Consider the following 20,720-nt stretch of genomic DNA (forward strand, 5'->3'; position numbering starts at 1 on the left):
ACTTAGCCACTGCTCTGTCATAAACCATCGCGATACTCGCTCCTGTTTTTAGAGCGCCGGGTTCTACCCGGACACTGTTTTCCGACGTCCGCGTCGGTGTGCCCAGGATGGTTCACCCATCCCCTCTCATCTTCGGAGATTGCTATGCGTCTTGCTTCCACGAAAACTGCGGCGGCCCTGTGCGGTGGCCTGTTGCTGGCCATGAGTGTTCCGGCCAGTGCTGCAGTCGACGCCAAACTGCTCGACATGCTCAAGGCTAACGGTTCCATTTCCCAGGCGCAGTACATCGAACTGCAAACTGAACTGGCCAAGGATCAGAAGGCTCAGCAAATCGCGCAGCAGGCGCAGCAAGAGACCAACGAGCAAATCGCGGCGACCGCGAAGAAAACCAACGAGCTGAGCTCCTTCGACCAGAAACTCGCCTGGGCCGCCAAGACCCAGTTCAAGGGCGATGTACGCTTCCGCGAAGAAACCGTACACAACGACGGCGTGCCGAACAGCAAGGATCAGGACCGTCAGCGTATTCGTGCCCGTCTGGGTGCCTACACCGAAATCAACCCGCAGGTGGACACCGGTATCCGTATCGCCACCGGCAGCAGCGACGACGCCCGCTCCACCAACCAGGACCTGAACAACTACTTCGACAAGAAGCAGATCTGGCTCGACCAGGGTTACGTCGACTACCACCCTGACGCGATCAAGAACCTGCACCTGATCGCCGGTAAAATGAACCAGCCTTGGGTCAGCATGGGCGACATCATCTGGGACAGCGATATCAACCCGGAAGGTCTGGCCGTCACCTACAAGTACCCGCTGAACGGCAGCACCGAACTGTTCGGTAGCGCCGGTCACTACACCCTCAAGGACAACGTCGACGGCGAAGGCGTGCAGTTCAAGCACGACCTGCGTCTGTACGCCGGCCAGTTGGGTGGTCGCTTCGCACTGACCGACAGCCTGAAACTGACCCTGGGCGGCAGCCTCTACTCCTACGACAACGACAAGGACAGCGCCTGCCCGACCACCGGCACCGTCACTGCGCCATGCGCCTTGGCCGTCAACGGCAACAGCCCGAACGAAACCTTCAAACTGTATGAGGGCTTCGGTCAACTGGACATCGCCAACCTGCCAGTGCCGCTGTCGATCTACGGTCAGTACGTCAACAACAAAGACGCCAGCAACGACCAGGACACTGGCTGGCTGGCCGGCGTGAAGACCAAGGTGTATGGCTTCGGGATCGACTACAACTACCGCGACGTGCAACGCAACGCGGTGGTCGGTGCCTTCACCGACTCCGACTTCGCCAACGGCTACACCGGTTCGCGCGGCAGCAAGTTGAAAGTCAGCTACGAGCTGGACAAGAACTTCACCCTGGGCGCGACCTACTTCATGGCCAACTCGGACTACACCAACGCCAGCCTGAAGAAGACCGACTCCGACATCAATACGCTGCAACTGGATGCCGAAGCCAAGTTCTAAAAAGCGTCACCCTATAGCCCGACGCGGGCGCGACGATCCCCATCATCCGTTCGTTTCGTCCCGCGCCGGGCTATTTCTGCAGGATGCAAAAACCCTGTAGGAGCTGCCGAAGGCTGCGATCTTTTGATCTTGTTTCTAAGATCAAAAGATCGCAGCCTTCGGCAGCTCCTACAGGGGGGGTTATTTTTCCTTGCGGCGTTGCTCGGCCAGACGTTCGGCCAGCGCATCCACATCTTCTTGCGGCTTCTCCGGCATCGCCTTCAACGTGGCCTGCATCAAACGCATCTGCCGAATGAAGCGCCGGCAGTTCGGGCAGAACATCAGGTGATGACGCACCATCAGTTTTTCGCGAAAGCTCAACTGGCCATCGAGATAATCGCTGGAGCGCGCCACTTGTTCCTTGCAGGTCAGCATTCGCCGGTCTCCTCAAAATGCTCCACCGTGGCGAAGACTTTCAGCCGCGCACGATGCAGCAGCACACGGACATTGGAGAGCGAGATCTCCAGAAGATTACAAATCTCCTCCAGCTCCAGCCCCTGGCGTTCGCGCAGCAGCAACACGCTGCTTTGCAGCTCCGACAGACTGAGCAAGGTGTGCTCCAGGCATTCGCGCAATTCGCTTTCGGTGAGCAGCGCTTCCGGGGTGTCCTGATGCCAGGCGAACGGCGCCACCAGCCAATGGCCGTCACCGGGAGAAAAGCGATCGTCGTCGATGGTGCCGTGGGGAGACGGCAGATCATCCATCAACACTTCGCGGCGGTTTTGTTTGTAACGGCTTTTGGCGGAATTGGCGGTGATGGTCAGCAGCCAGGTCTTGAGACTGGAACGCCCCTCAAAGCTGCCGATATGACGCACTACCGAAAGCCAGGCGTCCTGCACCACTTCTTCGACATGGCGCTGGCCGACAATCGCGTAAGCCACGGCGCGCATCGCGCTCTGGTAGGTGCTGACCAGTTCCTTGAACGCCTTTTGCTCACCCGCGAGCAGGCGTTCGAGCAGTTGAGTGTCGTCCGTTGCGGCCATGCACGCCTCATTTTCAGATGGTCGAAAGCAAAAGATCGCAGCCTGCGGCAGCTCCTACAGAGAACAGTGTAGGAGCTGCCGCAGGCTGCGATCTTTTCAGGCGCACTCAGCGCTTGCGCAAAATCACGCTGCCGATCGAGTAACCGGCGCCAAACGAGCTCAGCACGGCCAGCGAACCGGCGGCCAGATCATCCTGATTTTTGTGGAAGGCAATCACCGAACCTGCGGAGCTGGTGTTGGCGTAGGTGTCGAGAATCACCGGTGCTTCTTCTTCGGTGGCTTCGCGGCCCAGCAGCTTGCGCACGATCAGGTGGTTCATGCTCAGGTTGGCCTGGTGCAGCCAGAAGCGCTTGACGTCGCCGACGTTGAGTTGGTTCTCTTCCAGGTGCTCACCGATCAACTCGGCGACCATCGGGCAGACGTCCTTGAACACCTTGCGGCCTTCCTGCACGAACAGCTTGTCGCGGGCACCGATGCCCTCTTCCGCGGCGCGGTTGAGGAAGCCGAAGTTGTTGCGGATGTTGTTGGAGAACTTGGTCAGCAGTTTGGTGCTGACCACGTCGAACTGGTACGGGGAAGTCGCCAGATCGGCACGCTCGATGATCACCGCCGTCGCCGCGTCACCGAAGATGAAGTGGCTGTCGCGGTCACGGAAGTTCAGGTGCCCGGTGCAGACTTCCGGGTTGACCATCAGGATCGCCCGGGCCTGACCCAGCTGCACGCTGTTGGCCGCGGCCTGAATGCCGAAGGTCGCCGAGGAGCAGGCCACGTTCATGTCGAAACCGAAGCCCTGAATGCCCAGCGCTTCCTGGACTTCGATGGCGATGGCCGGGTAGGCGCGTTGCAGGTTGGAGCAGGCAACGATCACACCGTCGATGTCGGCGGCGGTCTTGCCGGCACGTTGCAGCGCCTGTTCGGCGGCGCCGATGGCCATCTGGCACAGGACCGACCATTCGTCGTTGGAGCGCTCCGGCAGGCGCGGGGCCATGCGCGCAGGATCAAGGATGCCGTCCTTGTCCATGACAAAGCGACTCTTGATGCCAGAGGCTTTTTCGATGAATGCCGCACTGGATTCGGTCAGCGCCTGGACTTCACCGCGGGCGATGGCATCGGCGTTGTCGGCGTTGAACTGCGCGACGTAGGTATTGAAAGACTGCACCAGCTCTTCGTTGGAGATGCTGTTGGCCGGGGTGTACAGGCCGGTGCCGCTGATGACGACGTTATGCATGGTCGTTTCTCTAATCTGTTCAGGCAGAAAGCGCTGGCACCGACGTACCAACACACAAAGGGTCTATTCCCGTCCGGGGACGCTGACCTGGCATCTTTTAGTCCGATCCGCGAACTCGCCGAAGGCTCTGGGTCGCGAAACCGGCATTTATGGACGCGAAGTTTGCCATAAACCCAAGGTTTTGGCGCCTTTCTCAAGCACAACCCAAATCCCGATGTGGGGCATATCTCTATCTTTGTGGTGAGGGGATTTATCCCCGATCGGCTGCGAAGTAGCCGCCAAACCATCACCCGCATCAAAACTGATGGGCTGAGATGGTCGCTTTTGGGGCGGCTTCGCCACCCATCGGGGATAAATCCCCTCACCACAAATGCCCACAGGTGATCGAGCAGAGTTGGGGATCAAGCCTCGACCTGACTCCACTGCTTGCTCAGCCGTTTGTCCGAGATCGGTGCTTTCGTCCCCAACTGCTGGGCGAACAGCGACACCCGGTATTCCTCCAGCCACCAACGGTACAGTTCAAGCTGCGGATCGCGTTTGCCTTCCTGCGCATGTTTGGCGGCGCGGGTCTGGTATTGCGTCCAGAGCCCGGCCAGTTCGCCGCTCCAGACCCGATCCTTCTGCACCTGCGCGCCGAGTTTTTCGAAACGCTGCTCGACCGCCTTCAGATAGCGCGGCAACTCCTTGAGCCATTGCATCGGCGTCTCCCGGACGAAACCCGGATACACCAGATTGCTGATTTGCTGCTTGATGTCGTTCAGCGCGACCGCTTGGGCCAGGTCGATCTTGCCCTTGAAGCGTTTTTGCAGGCCGTGCCACAGCTTGAGGATTTCCAGTGTCAGCCGCGCCACGCGCTCAGCGTGTTCGGTCCAGCTGCCGCGTTTGCGTTCGGCCAATGCCGCCAGCCCGGCGCCGTCCCGCGGTAACGGGTCTTCACCTTCAAGGATGCAGCTGTCGAGACTGGCCAGCAGAATGTCTTCGACCAGCGCATCGACCCGACCCAACTCGCGATACAACAGGCCCAACTCGGTGATACCCGGCAGTTTGCCGCGCAGGAATTTCGCCGGCTCGGCCAGTTGCTGCAGCAGCAGCCGCTGCAAGGCGCGGCGATGCTGGAACTCGGCTTCGGCCGGGGTCGAGAACCGCCCTTCCTTGACCGTGCCGCCCTCTTCCACCAGCGCCGGATAAACCGTCATCGAAAGCCCGGCAATCTTCTGCTGGGTCTTTTCCGCCACCGGGGCGAAGACCTTGGCCTCCACCGGCTGCTGACTTTTCGCACTTTGCGGTACCGCCAAAGCAGCTTGACTGGCTTCAGCAAAACGCGCGGTCAACTCGGCCAGATCGCGACCCTCGCCAAGGAACTTGCCCTGGCCGTCGACGATTTCCAGGTTCATCCGCAGATGACTTTCGACCTGCTGCGCGGCTTCCGCCCACGCCTCATCGCTGACCCGTGCGCCAGTCATGCGCAGCAACTCGCGACCGAGCGCCTGCGGCAGCGAACCTTCAGCGAAGGTCATGCGCTGCAAGGCCGCCTTGATGAAGTCCGGCACCGGCACGAAATTCTTGCGCAGGGCTTTTGGCAGGTTGCGCACCAGTGCAATGCACTTGGCCTCGATCAGCCCCGGCACCAGCCATTCCAGACGCTCCGGCGGCAGCATCGGCAACAGCGGTGCCGGCACGCGCAGGGTCACGCCGTCGCGTGGGTGATTGGGTTCGAAGTGGTAACTGAGCGCCAGTTCCAGATCGCCGATGTGCAGCGTGTCCGGGTAGTCGCGCGCGGTGACTTCACTGGCCTCACGGGCGAGCACGTCTTCCTCGCGCATGATCAGCAACTGCGGGTCTTTCTGGCTGTTGACCCGATACCAGCTGTCGAACGTCGCGGTCTGGTGAATCTCCGCCGGCAAGCGCGCATCGTAGAACGCGTACAGGGTTTCTTCGTCGGCGAGAATGTCGCGGCGCCGGGCCTTGGCTTCCAGTTCGTCGAGCTGTTCGAGCAACTGCTTGTTGGCGGTCAGGCACTTGGCTTTCGACTGAATCTCGCCACGCACCAGACCTTCGCGGATAAACAGCTCGCGCGAAACCACCGGGTCCACCGGGCCGTAATGCACCGGGCGGCGACCGACCACGATCAGCCCGAACAGGGTGATCTGCTCGTAGGCCACGACCTGACCGCGCTTTTTCTCCCAGTGCGGTTCGAAATGGTTTTTCTTGATCAGGTGCCCGGCCAGCGGCTCGATCCAGTCGGCATCGATCTTGGCGACCATCCGCGCGTAAAGCTTGGTAGTTTCCACCAGCTCGGCGGTCATCAGCCACTGCGGACGCTTCTTGCCAATGCCCGATGACGGATGAATCCAGAAACGCCGCTGACGGGCGCCGAGGTAATCGCCGTCCTCGGTTTTCTGACCGATCTGGCTGAGCAGGCCAACCAGCACCGCTTTGTGCAATTTCGGGTAATCCGCCGGTTCCTTGTTGAGGCTCAGCTGCATGTCACGGCAGATCAGGCTCAACTGGCGATGGGAATCACGCCACTCGCGCAGACGCAGATAGTTGAGGAAATTCTTCCGGCACCAGTTGCGCAGCGGGCTGGCAGTCAGCGCCTGGCGTTGCTCTTCAAAACCACGCCACAGGTTGACCAGTCCGGCGAAGTCCGAATCAGTGTCTTTCCATTGCGCGTGGGCCTGATCCGCTGCTTGCTGACGTTCCGGTGGACGCTCGCGCGGGTCCTGAATCGACATCGCACTGGCGACGATCAGCACTTCCTGCAGGCTGCCGAGCTTGGCCGCTTCGAGCAGCATGCGGCCCATGCGCGGGTCCACCGGCAGGCGTGCCAACTGGCGACCGAGCGGGGTCAGTTGACTGTTGCGATCCACCGCCGAAAGTTCTTGCAGCAGATTGAAACCGTCGCTGATCGCCTTGCCGTCCGGCGGTTCGATGAACGGGAACGCGGTGATCTCGCCGAGGCGCAGGTGCAGCATCTGCAAGATCACGGCGGCCAGGTTGGTGCGCAGAATTTCCGGATCGGTAAATTCCGGGCGACCGAGGAAATCTTCCTCGCTGTACAGCCGCACACAGATTCCCGGCTCGACCCGACCGCAGCGACCTTTACGCTGATTGGCGCTGGCCTGGGAAATCGCTTCGATCGGCAGCCGCTGTACCTTGGCGCGATAGCTGTAGCGACTGATGCGCGCGGTGCCGCTGTCGATCACGTAGCGGATACCCGGCACGGTCAGCGAGGTCTCGGCGACGTTGGTCGCCAGCACTACGCGGCGCCCCGGATGCGACTGGAAAATCCGCTGCTGTTCGGCCGGCGACAGGCGCGCGTACAGCGGCAGGATTTCGGTGTGTTTGAGCTGAGCCTTGCGCAGCATGTCGGCGGCGTCGCGAATCTCGCGCTCGCCGGGCAGGAACACCAGCACATCGCCGGGACTGCGGCGTTCGCTGCGCTCATAGGCGGCGATTTCGTCGAGGGTGGCGAGGATCGCCTGGTCCACGGTCAGGTCGTCCTCGACGCGGTTGCCCTCTTCGTCCTGCTCCAGGGTCAGCGGGCGATACCAAGTGTCCACCGGGAAAGTCCGCCCGGACACCTCGACAATCGGCGCATCATCGAAATGCTTGGAGAAGCGCTCCAGGTCGATGGTCGCCGAGGTGATGATGACCTTCAGATCCGGACGACGCGGCAACAGGGTTTTCAGGTAACCGAGCAGGAAGTCGATGTTCAGGCTGCGCTCGTGGGCTTCGTCGACGATGATTGTGTCGTAGCGTTCGAGGTAGCGGTCGTTCTGGGTTTCCGCCAGCAGGATGCCGTCAGTCATCAGTTTGATCAGGGTGTTGGCATCGCTCTGATCTTCGAAGCGCACCTGATAGCCGACCAGCGCGCCGAGCGGCGTGCCGAGTTCTTCGGCGACCCGGCTGGCGACACTGCGCGCAGCGATTCGGCGCGGCTGGGTGTGGCCGATCAGGCCATGCTGGCCGCGACCGATTTCCAGGCAGATTTTCGGCAACTGGGTGGTTTTACCCGAGCCGGTTTCGCCGGCGATGATCAGGACCTGATGCTTCTCCAGCGCCGTCTTGATTTCATCGCGCTTGGCGGCAATCGGCAGGCTGTCGTCGTAACGAATCACCGGCAGGCTGGCACGGCGCGCCAGCACCTGATCACAGGACGCCTGCATGCGTGCCACCCACTGAGCCAGTTTGGCCTCGTCGGGTTTCTTGCGCAGCTCGAGCAACTGCCGCCGCAGCCGGTGACGGTCGGCGAGCATGGCGTGATCAAGGTTTTTCAGCAGTTTGTCGATGGAGGGCGATTCGTCGGTCATCGGGTACGCAATTCGGTCGTCTGTTTATGCAGGGGGGCGATTGTCGCAGATTTGCCTTCGATTGACCTGCTTCCCCTGTAGGAGCTGCCGCAGGCTGCGATCTTTTGATGTTGTTTTTTAAAAGCAAAATCAAAAGATCGCAGCCTGCGGCAGCTCCTACAAGGGTAGTTACTCGTTATCCAATCCTTTACGGCGGTAGGGGAAGACGTCGATGACTTTCCCCGCGCGAATCGCCTCCTGCAAACCCTTCCAGTAATCGGCGTTGTACAACTCGCCATGCAACTGATCGAACAGCTTGCGCTGCCCGGCATCGGCGAACAGGAACGGCGGAAACTCTTCCGGGAACACATCCAGCGGCCCGATCGAATACCACGGTTCCGAGGCCATTTCGTCTTCGGGGGTGCGCGGCGCGGGGATGTGGCGGAAATTGGCTTCAGTCAGAAAGCAGATTTCGTCGTAGTCGTAGAACACTACCCGGCCGTGACGGGTGACGCCAAAGTTCTTCAGCAGCATGTCGCCGGGGAAGATGTTGGCCGCCGCCAGTTGTTTGATCGCCAGGCCGTAATCCTCCAGCGCTTCGCGCACCTGAGCTTCGTTGGCGTTGTCCAGGTAAAGGTTGAGCGGGGTCATGCGGCGCTCGGTCCAGCAGTGGCGGATCAGCACCGTGTCGCCTTCGACCGAGACCGTCGACGGCGCGACTTCCAGCAGTTCTTCAAGACACGCCGGATCGAACTTGCTCAGCGGAAAACGGAAGTCAGCGAACTCCTGGGTATCGGCCATGCGCCCGACCCGGTCGACGCTTTTCACCAGTCGGTACTTTTCGATCACCGTCGCCCGGTCGACGTTTTTCGACGGTGAGAAACGGTCCTTGATGATCTTGAACACGGTGTTGAAGCCCGGCAGGGTGAACACGCTCATGACCATGCCGCGCACGCCGGGAGCCATGATGAACTGGTCGTCGGTGTTGGCCAGGTGATTGATCAGCGCCCGGTAAAACTCGGATTTGCCGTGCTTGTAGAAACCGATCGAGGTGTACAGCTCGGCGATATGCTTGCCCGGCAGAATGCGCCGCAGGAAGCCGATGAACTCCGCCGGCACCGGCACATCGACCATGAAGTACGAGCGAGTGAAGGAGAAGATGATCGACACATCGGCTTCGTCGGTGATCAGTGCGTCGATCTGAATCCCGCGGCCCTCGCGGTGCAGCAATGGAATCACCAGCGGCCACTGCTCGTCGCGGGTGTAGATGCGCCCGACCAGATACGCGCCCTTGTTGCGGTACAGCACCGAGGAAAACAGCTCGACGCTCAGCTCCGGGTCCTTGCACACCCAGTCTGGCAGGTTCTCGCGCAGTTGCGCTTCGAGGCGCTGCAGGTCGCCGGGCAGATCGGCGTAGTCCTCGCTGAAGCGGTAGTCGGCAAAGATGCTCGCGAGCATCGACGACAACTGCCCTTGCGGCTTGTAGGTGCGGGTTTGCGCCGCCCGTGCACGACGCAGGCTCGGCCGGGTGGTGTGGATGAACATGCAGCCGTCGCTGATCAGGTCGTGGCTGAACAGCCCGCAGAAGATCGAGTTGTACCAGGTCTCGGACAGCTCATCGTCGAAGCGCAGGTCGATCACGCTGATGTAGGCGCTTTTGACCAACGGCCAGCAACTGACATTCATCAGCGTCTCGTCGTCGAAATGCTCGCGCAGGCGGGTGATGGTTTCGCCGACCTTTTCTTCGTAGAGATTGATCCGCGCCGCCGACGCGGTCTGCGTCTCCTGCCAGCGCGCTTGCTCGAAGCGCTCGCGCGCACCGTCGGTAATGCGCCGGAAATGCTCGCGGTAATCGTCAAAGCCATCGAGGATCATGCGGGCGATGTCGGTGGCTGGCCATTGCTGCGGCATAGATGAGACCTCGGCGTGCAAGTGGAAATCTGTGCCTGAGCTTAGCCACGGATGCACGCGCAGGAGAAGTGCAATTTCTGCCAAATGCGCCTGCTGGTTGTACACGACACATTTTTTATAGAAGTTTTTTAACTCGACCGTTCGGTCAATTAACTGCCCACGCAGTCCGCTTCTTCTTTGCGCGCCAACCCGCGGATTCTCTGGCTTTCGGATCCAATCATCAACCCGACTCTCTGGCTCGCGGTTTTTCCGTGACCGCGTTGCCTGTTAGTACCAACTCGGCGCAGCCCACAGATTGGTCTTACCAAAATAGTGGCACTTTGATATACAGCCCGCCAGCACCCGCCTCACAACAAGATCCTCGGCCCACGAGGACGACCTCTCCCCCCATAGATCAAGGAGCACTTTGATGTCTATCCGCAATCTGCGCATCGGTTTGCGCGCCAGTTTGAGTTTTGCCGTATTGGCCGGCCTGCTGGTGGTGGTCGGCCTGTTCGGCCTGGGTCAGATGAAAAACCTGCGTGAGAGCGCAACGGTGATCGAAGAGTCGTGGATGCCCAGCATCGAGAGCATTCACGATGCGGCGGCGAACATCGCCAACATCCGCCTCGAGTCCCTGCGGCTGATCACCAGCACCCAGCCTGCGGTGCGCGACAGAAGCAAAGGCATCATCAAGGTTCAGCGCGAGGAATTGTTGAAGCGCCTGAAGGACCACACCACGTTGCTGGCCAGTAATGAAGAACGGGCGATGCTCGATGGCTTGAATGCCAATATCGGCAAATACATGAGCATCCTTGACCAGATCATCGTTCAGATCGACGCCGGGCAAAGTGAACAGGCCTACGCCCGCCTGCACAATGAATTGGCGCCACAGGGCACGCTCCTCGACAAGACGCTGGAGCAGATGATCAGCTTCAATCAGCAAGGCGCCGACAGCGCCGCCGAAGCGGCTGCCGGGGTTTACCAGCGAGCGCTGTGGATTGTCGCGACGATCATCGTGGTCGCCTTGATCGCCACCCTGCTGCTGGCCTGGCTGCTGACCCGCAGCATCACCACCCCGATCAATCAGGCCCTGAGCGTCGCGCAAAAAATTGCCGCCGGCGACCTCAGCGGGCAGATTGCCGACCACGGTCGCGATGAGGCCGCGCAGTTGCTCAGCGCCCTCGCCGAGATGCAAGGCAACCTGCGCTCGACCATCCGTGGCATCAGCGAATCGGCGCAGCAACTGGCCTCCGCCGCCGAGGAAATGAGCTCGGTGATGGAGCAAAGCACCCGTGGCCTGCAACAACAGAACGACCAGATCGAGCAGGCCGCCACCGCCGTCACCGAGATGAGTACAGCGGTGGATGAAGTCGCCGCCAACGCAGTGTCCAGCGCCCAGGCCTCCGAGGCGTCGAACGAGGACAGCAAGCACGGCCACGTGCAGGTCAGCGAAACCATCAGCTCGATTCAAGAACTGGTCAGCGCGGTGCTCGGTGCCTCGGAACAGGCCGAAGGCCTCGCCAGCCAGGCTCAGGACATCAGCAAAGTGCTGGAGGTGATTCGCGGCATCGCCGGGCAGACCAACCTGCTGGCGCTCAATGCCGCGATCGAAGCGGCGCGTGCCGGTGAAGCCGGACGCGGTTTTGCGGTGGTCGCCGATGAAGTGCGCTCGCTGGCGCAACGCACGCAGAACTCCACCGAAGAAATCGAGCTGATGATCAGCAGTATCCAGCAAGGCACCGGTGCCACCGTCGGCGCGCTGCAAAGCAGTGCCGAGCAAGCCAGCCACACGTTGCGCCGGGCCAACAGTGCCGGTCAGGCGCTGGAGAAAATCACCGCGTCGATTTCGCAGATCAACCAGCGCAACCTGGTGATCGCCAGTGCCGCCGAACAACAGGCGCTGGTGGCGCGCGAAGTCGACCAGAATCTGGTGACCATCCGCGACCTCTCGACCCAGACCGCCGCCGGCGCTACCCAGACCTCTGCCGCCAGTCAGGAACTGTCGCGGCTGGCGATTGACCTCAATGGCCTGGTGACGCGCTTCGTGCTCTGAGCGGAAAATTAAATGCCGGTTTAGCGGTTGCCATCGTCAGGGCGCTCGGCAACACTCTCGTCCCCATCAAGGAAGGAGTACCCATCGTGAGCCCTGTCGATATTGTTCGTTTGTTGTCGCTGGCAGCGATCTGGGGTGCGAGCTTTCTGTTCATGCGCATTATTGCGCCGGTGATCGGCACGATTCCCACCGCGTTCTTCCGTGTGTCGATCGCGGCTGCCGGCTTGCTGGTGATTCTCGGGCTGATGCGCATCAGTTGGGATTTCAAGGGCAAGCTGAAAACCGTGATGCTGCTGGGGGTGATCAACTCGGGGATTCCGGCGACGCTGTACTCAGTCGCGGCCCAAGTGTTGCCGGCCGGTTACTCGGCCATCTTCAACGCCACCACGCCATTGATGGGTGTGTTGATTGGCGCGTTGTTTTTCAGTGAAAAGCCCACGGCCGCCAAGTTTGGTGGAGTCTTTCTCGGCCTGCTCGGCGTCGGCATCCTGACCCGCGCCGGCCCGGTGGCGTTCGACCTGCAATTGCTGATGGGCGCCCTCGCCTGCCTGCTCGCCACCACTTGCTACGGTTTTGCCGGGTTCCTCACGCGACGCTGGCTGGATCAGGCCGGCGGCCTCGACAGCCGTCTGTCAGCAGTGGGCAGCATGCTCGGTGCCACGTTGTTCCTGTTGCCGCTGTTCGCTTACAGCGTGCTCACGCAACCGCCGGCGAGCTGGGGCGGCTGGAGTGTCTGGCTGTCGCTGCTGGGCCTGGGTCTGGGTTGCACCGCATTCGCCTACATCATTTATTTCCGGCTGATGAGTTCGATCGGCCCGGTCAAGTCGATGACCGTGACCTTCATGATCCCGCCGTTCGGCGTGTTGTGGGGGGCATTGCTGCTGGATGAGCCGTTGTCGATGGCGCACGTGTATGGCGGGGTATTGATTGCGCTGGCATTGTGGCTGGTGTTGAAGCCGGCGGTGGTGAAACCCGCTGCCGTAACCGTCCGCTGATTTGCGGCGTTAACAAGTCAGTCTTCGCGAGCAAGCCCGCTCCCACAGGAGGAATGCATTCCAATTGTGGGAGCGGGCTTGCTCGCGAAGAGGCCGGCCCAGACACTGAAAATGCCCGGGTTGGCCTGAAGGTTTTCAAGCAGTTTTACGGAACACAAACGCCAAACCGACAATGATCAACAGCATCCCCAGCACACTCAACGCCGCCAGACGATTGCCGAAAATCAGGTAGTCCATCACCGCCGTCACTGCAGGCACCAGATAGAACAGACTGGTGACATTCACCAGATTGCCCCGGGCGATCAGGCGATACAGCAACAGCGTCGCCAGCACCGACACCACCAGCCCCATCCACAACACCGGCACGATGAAACCTGCGCTGTGTTCGAAGTGGAACGGCTGAAACGGCACAAGAGCTGCGCACAACAACAGCCCGGCCAGGTACTGCACCGGCAGCGTACCGAGGGGATTTTCGCTGATGCGTTTCTGCATGATCGAACCGAGGGTCATGCTCGCCAGCGCCAGCAGGCCGAACAACATGCCCGCCCAAGACATCCCGGCCAGACCAATCCCCTGGTAAACCACCATGATCAGCCCGGCCAGCCCCAACGCCAGACCGAATACCCGGCTCGCCGAGCGCTGCCGCTCCATCAACACCACGGTGAGGATCGGCTGTACGCCCATGAGGGTCGCCATCACCCCCGGCGTGACTTTGCTGTTCAGGGCCAGCAGATAGAAAATCTGATAAGCCCCCAGCAGCACCACGCCCGTAGCCATCGCAAACAGCATTGGCCGACCGCCCTTGGGCCGCTTCAACTTGAGCAGCGGCGCCAACAGCAGCAGCCCGCACAGGGCGATCACAAAGCGAATCAGCAGAAAGGCAAAGGGCGAAGCGTGGGCCAGACCCCATTTGGAAAAGATCGCCCCGCTGCTCCACAGCAGAACGAACAGGCTCGTGGACGTCGCCGCGAGCGCGGATTGTTTCGAAAGGACCAACATGAATACCACCTGTAGTCAGGCAAATAGCCAACTCAGCCGAAGCTGAAATTCAGTAGTTGTTCTGGCGGGCGCAGGGGTCAGCAGAATGCCGATCAGCCCGAAACGCCAACGCCCGGCGGTGATACGACGGCGCACACCGGCGTGCTACTGACAGGTGGGGGGTAATGACTGATCTGCCCTGGCTGCTGATTCCCGCACGGCACGACGCCAGCGTTGACCGCTGAATCGACTACCGCGTTGATGAGGGATGCAGGCATTGGGGCTGATCTTCTTTGAGGGTTTGAAACGCGAATCAGCTGATTCACGAGCGCCGACTATAACCAGCGCGGGACATGGATTGCAATGATTTGGCCAAAGGGCCAGCAGGGACAGTTGGCCGCGAGGTGAATAGGCTGTTGTGTAACGGCTACGCCCAAAACGGGGAGACATGGAATGCTCGAGATCACATGCCAAGGGAACGGACATATTTGCGGTATCAGGTGTATCGGTCAGAGGCGAGGAAGCAGGCCGGTATTACTTTTGCAAAACTGCAGAAAGACTTGCAACAGAGCGGAATTGTGGACCTGGACCATTCCAGAGTTCGATTTGAGGCCATCGATGCTCTGGCCCTGAATGCCTATGAAAAATGGCTTGATCCTCATTTTTCCTGGCAGGAAGTTGTCAGGTGGAAGGCAAGAGAGCCTATGGCGTTCGATTTGGCAATCTGGTTTGATCAAGAACTTTGCGGACTCTGCTTCGCGAATCCTAACCAGAGTCGGTTGCGCGTGAAAATCGTACGCCTTGAAGGTCAACCGGGAACGGATCACCCTCTCAAGAGCCGCATCGCCACGTTTGCCTTGACCGCCGTTACTCACTTCGCACGAATCATAGGCAGCGAGCAAATAGAAATACAGGAACCTCTCCCAGCAGTAGTTCCGCTTTATAGGCAACTGGGTTTTGAGTTCGACGCAGAAGGTCGGCTTGTTAAGCTTATTGACTAAGTCTAGTATCGGGGCATCTGCTCATTTAATGATCAACGTCGGAGATACCATGAAAGCTGTCGTTGAAAACAGGGCATCAGGTGCCAAGTCAACGAAGGACGATAGAAAGCGCTCGTGCGCAGAGCTTTCTGAGAGAGAGTTGCAGCGAATAAGGGAAGCATTGGCCAACCCGGCCGTTGAGGAGCCTCGCGGTGTTCTTGCCGGCGCCTCTTTCACCTTCCCTTCATAAAAAAACCGCTCACCAGGAGCGGTTTTTTTTATTTCAACATCCAGCCTCAACCAAACAGCCAATACCCCAACAACGTCAGCACCACCACCGCCAGCACCGGGCGCAAAACTCGGTAGGCCTTGGGATGGCGGCGCTTCCACTGTTTGACCACGCCGCTGAACCGGTCGCTGAAATTCTTGCTCCAGGCGTAGGCCTGGTTGATGCCGCCGACACGTTCGTCATCAAGGTTCTGCGGGGCGGTAGCGCGTCCCAGCCAGGCGCTGATGGCGCGGTTGATGCGGGTCATCAGGCGATTGCTAAGCGGACGCTCGACGTCGCAGAACAGAATGACGCGAGTCTGTTCGGTTTCGTTCTTGACCCAATGCACGTAGGTCTCATCGAACATCACGTCCTCACCGTCGCGCCAGGCGTAAACCTGACCGTCGACGAAGATCCGGCAGTCGTCGGAGTTCGGCGTCGACAGGCCCAGGTGATAGCGCAGGGAACCGGCAAACGGGTCACGGTGCGGGTTCAGGTGGCTGCCACCCGGCAACAGCGCGAACATCGCGCCCTTGACGTTAGGGATCGCACTGACCAGCGCCACGGTTTTCGGGCACAGGGTTTCGGCCGATGGCAGCGGTTTGTCGTACCACTTGAGGTAGAAACGCTTCCAGCCCTTCTTGAAGAACGAGCCGAACCCGGCGTCATTGTTCTTCTCGGCGGCGCGGATGTAGCCCTCGTCGAACAGGTGCATGGCCTCGTCGCGAATGGTTTCCCAGTTATCGCGCAGCACATCCAGTTCCGGAAATTTGCTGCGATCCAGATACGGCTTGGACGGCACGCCGGAGAACAGGTACATCAGCGCGTTGTACGGGGCGAACAGCGCCGAGTGGTTGACGAACTGACGCAGTACCGGCAAACGCGCCTTGCCGCGCAAATGCACATAGAGGATGCTGCCCACAAACAGCAGCAACACCAACACCTTGGCGGCTAACGAAAAGGTCATCAACGACTCCTTGAATAAAGACAACGCTGCGCAATGCCCATTACCCGGCATGGCAGCCGGCCATGATAAACACTACCGGCCTCGGGAAAAACCCGCCCAACCCAAGATTCAGTGTTAAGAATTGCGCAACAAAGCATTTATTAGCATAACGATCCTGAATCCCGGCTGATCTGAGTCAATTCGACTACTGCTGATTCTCCTGTTCGGTGAACAGATCACTGAACAACATGCTCGACAGATAGCGCTCACCGGAGTCCGGCAAAATCACCACGATGGTCTTGCCCTGCATTTCCGGGGTCTCTGCCAGCCGCACCGCTACGGCCATGGCCGCGCCGCACGAGATACCGCACAAAATCCCTTCTTCCTGCATCAGACGCAGCGCCATGGCCTTGGATTCGTCGTCGGTGACCTGTTCCACCCGGTCGACCATCGACAGATCGAGGTTCTTCGGCACGAATCCGGCACCAATCCCCTGAATCTTGTGCGGGCTCGGCTTGATCTCTTCTCCCGCCAGCGCCTGGCTGATCACCGGTGAAGACACCGGCTCTACCGCCACCGACAGGATCGGTTTGCCCTGGGTGTTCTTGATATAGCGCGACACGCCGGTGATGGTGCCACCCGTGCCGACGCCAGCCACCAGCACATCAACGGCGCCATCGGTGTCGTTCCAGATTTCCGGGCCGGTGGTTTTTTCATGGATCGCCGGGTTGGCCGGGTTATCGAATTGCGACGGCATGAAGTATTTGCCGCTGTCGCTGGCAACGATTTCGGCGGCCTTCTCGATCGCGCCTTTCATGCCCTTGGCCGGTTCGGTCAGAACCAGCTCCGCACCCAATGCTTTCAAGACTTTGCGGCGTTCGATGCTCATCGAGGCCGGCATGGTCAGCATCAACTTGTAACCTCGGGCGGCGGCAACGAAGGCCAGACCAATGCCGGTATTGCCCGACGTCGGCTCGACGATGGTCATGCCCGGCTTGAGTTTGCCGCTGCTTTCGGCGTCCCAGATCATGTTCGCGCCGATCCGGCACTTGACCGAATAACCGGGGTTGCGCCCCTCGATCTTGGCCAGGATGGTCACGCCACGTGGCGCGATGCGGTTGATCTGCACCAGCGGCGTGTTGCCGATGGAATGGGCGTTGTCAGCAAAAATACGGCTCATGGCTGGGTCCTTATGCAGCGTTGAATTCAGCCTTTCAAGGTATGCCTGTTGCCGGGCACAGTCCAGTCGGGTCGAACGTCTGCGCCGCGCCACAGTCAATCGCTTACATCGTTCGGGAATTGTTGCCATGAAGCGTCGCTACAGCTGGCCAATAGGGATCTTCGCCGTCGTCGTTGTGCTGCTGATCGCCCTGCACATCGCCCTGCCTTACGTGGTGCGCGATTATCTCAACGGCAAACTGGCCGACATGGGTGATTACCGCGGCCAGGTCACCGACGTCGATCTGGCCCTGTGGCGCGGCGCCTACCGGATCAACGGCCTGAAAATCGTCAAGGTCGACGGCAAGGTACCGGTGCCGTTCGTCAACGCGCCCGTGATCGATCTGGCGGTCAGCTGGCACTCGCTGTGGTACGACCATGCCGTGGTGGCGCAGGTGCAGTTCTTCAATCCCGAGATCAACTTTGTCGATGGCGGCCCCAACAAGCAGAACTCCCAGACCGGTAAAGGCACCGACTGGCGGGCGCAACTGGGCAAGTTGCTGCCGATCACCCTCGACGAAGTGCAGATTCATGATGGCAAGATCAGTTTCCGCAATTTCAACTCCAAACCGCCGGTCAACATGAACGCCAGCAACGTCGAAGCGAGCATCTACAACCTGACTAACGTGGTCGACAAGCAGGGCAAGCGCGACGCGCGTTTCGAAGGCAAGGCCAAACTGCTCGGCCAGGCACCGCTGGAAACCACGGCGACCTTCGATCCGCTGAGCAACTTCGAGGACTTCCAGTTCCGCCTGCGCGCCCGCGACATCGAACTCAAGCGCATGAACGACTTCGCCTCGGCCTACGGCAAGTTCGATTTCAACGCCGGCCACGGCGACGTGGTCATCGAAGCCCAGGCGAAAAAAGCCCAGGTCACTGGCTACATCAAACCGCTGCTGCGCGATGTCGAGGTGTTCAACTGGCAACAGGACGTCGAAAACAAGGACAAGAGCATCTTCCGCTCCGTCTGGGAAGCCATCGTCGGCGGCACGGAAACCGTGCTGAAGAACCAGGCCAAAAACCAGTTCGCCACCAAGGTCGAACTCAGCGGCAACGTGCATCAGCAAAATATCAGCGCATTCGAAGCGTTTTTGCAGATTCTGCGCAATGGCTTCATTCAGGCCTTTAATGCGCGGTATGAAAGACCTAAGCCGGATGCGGGCTAGAGCGCTGCGCCAGCATTTCCAAATAGAGTGTATCAGCGCCGATCTGAATATCCGGTTCAGGCCATTCCACACTCCAGCCGTGATCGCCCAGGATTACAGAGGCGAATATCTCAGGATCCAGCAACGGCTGGAGCCTTGGAGCGTCTTGAAGATCTTGACTCAAATCGACCACCCATCGCTGATCATCGATAAAGGTCAGTTCCAGACAAAAATCAGACCAGACACGAACCGCCGACAGGCGGGGGCGTTTCATCCGTAACATCAGCGCAAGTCCTCCATCAGATGATGGGGCTGCTTCGCAGCCCAGCGGGAGCAAGCTCCCTCGCCACAGATTTAGTGGGCATCCTGGAGGCTATCTTAAATGGGCAAGGCCTGAATGCTGGCCATCAGCCGAAACTGAGTCAACATGTGACGCCCCATTCAGAGACTGAATAAGCCGTCTGCGTTCACAGTCGACCGGGCTGCGCGTTATAGTCGGGGCATCCGATTTTTTCGCCCCCGCCCTGCCCGTGCAGGTCGGCGTTACCGTTCGAGGATTAGCAGATGAAGTTCGAAGGCACCCAGGCCTACGTCGCCACCGATGACCTGAAGCTGGCGGTCAACGCCGCCATCACCCTGGAGCGGCCGCTGCTTCTTCCACTACATCGCCTTCCCCGACCGCAGCACCCTGCAGAAAATCGTCGACGTGCACTACCCGGACATCAAGAAGGATCTGGTCAGCGAAGCGCTGGACGTGTTCTTCGACGTGCGCAAGGTGCCGGGCCTGAAGAAGAAGCCGTCGACCTCGGAGCTGGTCGACTGGCTGAAGCTGCTGATGGCCGACAACATCGGCGAAGCGGTGCTGCGCGAGCGCGATCCGACCAAGGCCATTCCGCCGTTGGCCGGTGCGCTGGTGAAAAACGAGCAGGACGTGCAATTGCTTGAGCGCCTGGCGTTCATGAGCCGTCGCGGTTCTCGCTAAGAGGCTGATGCCATGTTGCTCAACCTGTTCAATGAAATGCGTGCAGCCAAGGTGCCGGTCTCGGTGCGCGAACTGCTCGACCTGATCAACGCGCTGAAGCAGCGCGTAACTTTCGCCGACATGGACGAGTTCTACTATTTGTCGCGGGCGATTCTGGTCAAGGACGAACGGCATTTCGACAAGTTCGACCGTGCGTTCGGCGCCTACTTCAATGGCCTGGAAAAACTCGACGATCATCTCCAGGCGCTAATTCCCGAAGACTGGCTGCGCAAGGAATTCGAGCGCTCGCTGACCGACGAGGAACGTGCGCAGATCCAGTCCCTCGGCGGCCTGGACAAGCTGATCGAAGAGTTCAAGAAACGTCTGGAAGAACAGAAGGAGCGTCACGCCGGCGGCAACAAATGGATCGGTACCGGCGGCACCAGCCCATTCGGTTCCGGCGGCTTCAACCCGGAAGGCATCCGCGTCGGCGACGCCGGCAAGCGTCAGGGCAAAGCGGTCAAGGTCTGGGATCAGCGCGAGTACAAGAACCTCGACGATTCGGTGGAGCTGGGCACGCGCAACATCAAGGTTGCCCTGCGTCGTCTGCGCAAATTCGCCCGTCAGGGGGCGGCGGAGGAGCTGGATATCGACGGCACCATCGACCACACCGCCAAGGACGCCGGCCTGCTGAATATCCAGATGCGTCCGGAGCGGCGCAACACGGTGAAGCTGTTGTTGCTGTTCGACATCGGCGGCTCGATGGACGCGCACGTGAAGATCTGCGAGGAGCTGTTCTCGGCCTGCAAGACCGAGTTCAAGCATCTGGAGTACTTCTACTTCCACAACTTCATTTATGAGTCGGTGTGGAAGAACAACATGCGCCGCACGTCCGAGCGTTTCTCGACGCAGGATCTGCTGCACAAGTACGGCGCCGACTACAAAGTGATCTTCATCGGTGACGCCGCCATGGCGCCCTATGAAATCACCCAGGCCGGCGGCAGCGTCGAGCACTGGAACGAAGAACCGGGTTATGTGTGGATGCAGCGCTTCATGGAGAAGTACAAGAAGCTCATCTGGATCAATCCGTATCCGAAAGACACCTGGGGCTATACCTCGTCGACCAATATCGTGCGCGATTTGATCGAGGATCAGATGTATCCGCTGACCCTGCGCGGGTTGGAAGAAGGGATGCGGTTTCTGTCCAAATAACCTTCGTTAGTCGTGATGGCCCCTTCGCGAGCAAGCCCGCTCCCACATTTGGA

At 59.9% G+C, this 20,720-nt stretch carries 15 protein-coding genes and 1 pseudogene; 7 read left to right on the forward strand and 9 right to left on the reverse strand.

What is annotated here, in order from left to right:
• The first annotated feature begins 144 nt into the window (after nucleotides 1-144).
• Nucleotides 145-1,476: a putative porin gene (locus ACIOUG_RS04805; RefSeq protein WP_401062932.1), complete on the forward strand. Its 1,332-nt coding sequence runs from the start codon at nucleotides 145-147 to the stop codon at nucleotides 1,474-1,476.
• Nucleotides 1,477-1,656: 180 nt separating this feature from the next.
• Here ACIOUG_RS04805 and ACIOUG_RS04810 read toward each other — a convergent pair whose 3' ends face one another.
• The 5 genes from ACIOUG_RS04810 to aceK all read right to left on the reverse strand — a co-directional run bounded on the left by ACIOUG_RS04810 (nucleotide 1,657) and on the right by aceK (nucleotide 9,929).
• Complete coding sequence (locus ACIOUG_RS04810) at nucleotides 1,657-1,890, reverse strand: anti-sigma factor family protein (protein ID WP_401062934.1); 234 nt, start codon at nucleotides 1,888-1,890, stop codon at nucleotides 1,657-1,659.
• Entirely contained in the window at nucleotides 1,884-2,498 is a 615-nt protein-coding gene (locus ACIOUG_RS04815) for an RNA polymerase sigma factor (RefSeq protein ID WP_401062936.1), read from the reverse strand. The genes ACIOUG_RS04810 and ACIOUG_RS04815 overlap by 7 nt, the downstream gene beginning before the upstream one ends.
• 106 nt (nucleotides 2,499-2,604) lie before the next feature.
• Nucleotides 2,605-3,726, reverse strand: coding sequence for a beta-ketoacyl-ACP synthase III (locus ACIOUG_RS04820; protein WP_401062937.1), 1,122 nt, complete (start codon nucleotides 3,724-3,726; stop codon nucleotides 2,605-2,607).
• Between the two features lie 401 nt (nucleotides 3,727-4,127).
• Complete coding sequence (gene hrpA, locus ACIOUG_RS04825; RefSeq protein ID WP_401062939.1) at nucleotides 4,128-8,039, reverse strand: ATP-dependent RNA helicase HrpA; 3,912 nt, start codon at nucleotides 8,037-8,039, stop codon at nucleotides 4,128-4,130.
• A gap of 168 nt (nucleotides 8,040-8,207) precedes the next feature.
• Nucleotides 8,208-9,929: a bifunctional isocitrate dehydrogenase kinase/phosphatase gene (gene aceK / locus ACIOUG_RS04830; protein ID WP_401062941.1), complete on the reverse strand. Its 1,722-nt coding sequence runs from the start codon at nucleotides 9,927-9,929 to the stop codon at nucleotides 8,208-8,210.
• 409 nt (nucleotides 9,930-10,338) lie between these two features.
• Between aceK and ACIOUG_RS04835 the strand changes: the two genes are divergently transcribed.
• Nucleotides 10,339-11,964: a methyl-accepting chemotaxis protein gene (locus ACIOUG_RS04835; RefSeq protein ID WP_401062943.1), complete on the forward strand. Its 1,626-nt coding sequence runs from the start codon at nucleotides 10,339-10,341 to the stop codon at nucleotides 11,962-11,964.
• 86 nt (nucleotides 11,965-12,050) lie between these two features.
• Nucleotides 12,051-12,959 carry a DMT family transporter gene (locus tag ACIOUG_RS04840; protein WP_401062944.1) on the forward strand — a complete coding sequence of 303 codons (909 nt, stop codon included), beginning with the start codon at nucleotides 12,051-12,053 and terminating at the stop codon, nucleotides 12,957-12,959.
• Between the two features lie 135 nt (nucleotides 12,960-13,094).
• Here the strand turns inward: ACIOUG_RS04840 and ACIOUG_RS04845 are convergent, their stop codons facing one another.
• Nucleotides 13,095-13,958 (reverse strand): DMT family transporter, encoded by an 864-nt coding sequence (locus tag ACIOUG_RS04845; RefSeq protein WP_401062946.1) that lies wholly within the window; start codon nucleotides 13,956-13,958, stop codon nucleotides 13,095-13,097.
• A 446-nt stretch (nucleotides 13,959-14,404) separates the two neighbouring features.
• Between ACIOUG_RS04845 and ACIOUG_RS04850 the strand changes: the two genes are divergently transcribed.
• Nucleotides 14,405-14,938, forward strand: coding sequence for a hypothetical protein (locus tag ACIOUG_RS04850; protein WP_401063267.1), 534 nt, complete (start codon nucleotides 14,405-14,407; stop codon nucleotides 14,936-14,938).
• A 275-nt stretch (nucleotides 14,939-15,213) separates the two neighbouring features.
• Here the strand turns inward: ACIOUG_RS04850 and ACIOUG_RS04855 are convergent, their stop codons facing one another.
• Nucleotides 15,214-16,152 carry an aspartyl/asparaginyl beta-hydroxylase domain-containing protein gene (locus ACIOUG_RS04855; RefSeq protein WP_401062947.1) on the reverse strand — a complete coding sequence of 313 codons (939 nt, stop codon included), beginning with the start codon at nucleotides 16,150-16,152 and terminating at the stop codon, nucleotides 15,214-15,216.
• A gap of 184 nt (nucleotides 16,153-16,336) precedes the next feature.
• Nucleotides 16,337-17,311: a cysteine synthase A gene (cysK, locus tag ACIOUG_RS04860; protein WP_401062949.1), complete on the reverse strand. Its 975-nt coding sequence runs from the start codon at nucleotides 17,309-17,311 to the stop codon at nucleotides 16,337-16,339.
• A 127-nt stretch (nucleotides 17,312-17,438) separates the two neighbouring features.
• Between cysK and ACIOUG_RS04865 the strand changes: the two genes are divergently transcribed.
• Nucleotides 17,439-18,515, forward strand: a complete 1,077-nt coding sequence (locus ACIOUG_RS04865) for a DUF748 domain-containing protein (RefSeq protein ID WP_401062951.1) — start codon at nucleotides 17,439-17,441, stop codon at nucleotides 18,513-18,515.
• Here the strand turns inward: ACIOUG_RS04865 and ACIOUG_RS04870 are convergent.
• The gene (locus ACIOUG_RS04870; RefSeq protein ID WP_401062953.1) at nucleotides 18,496-18,768 is read right to left on the reverse strand and encodes a DUF2442 domain-containing protein; all 273 of its coding nucleotides are present in this window, start codon (nucleotides 18,766-18,768) and stop codon (nucleotides 18,496-18,498) included. The genes ACIOUG_RS04865 and ACIOUG_RS04870 overlap by 20 nt on opposite strands.
• Nucleotides 18,769-19,137: 369 nt before the next feature.
• Here ACIOUG_RS04870 and ACIOUG_RS04875 point away from each other — a divergent pair.
• A pseudogene (locus ACIOUG_RS04875) lies at nucleotides 19,138-19,476 on the forward strand (ATP-binding protein); the annotation flags it as partial.
• Between the two features lie 12 nt (nucleotides 19,477-19,488).
• Entirely contained in the window at nucleotides 19,489-20,667 is a 1,179-nt protein-coding gene (locus tag ACIOUG_RS04880; RefSeq protein WP_047292337.1) for a VWA domain-containing protein, read from the forward strand.
• The last annotated feature ends 53 nt before the right edge of the window (nucleotides 20,668-20,720 follow it).

Source organism: Pseudomonas sp. NPDC087803 (assembly GCF_044742995.1).
Taxonomy (GTDB): Bacteria; Pseudomonadota; Gammaproteobacteria; order Pseudomonadales; family Pseudomonadaceae; genus Aquipseudomonas.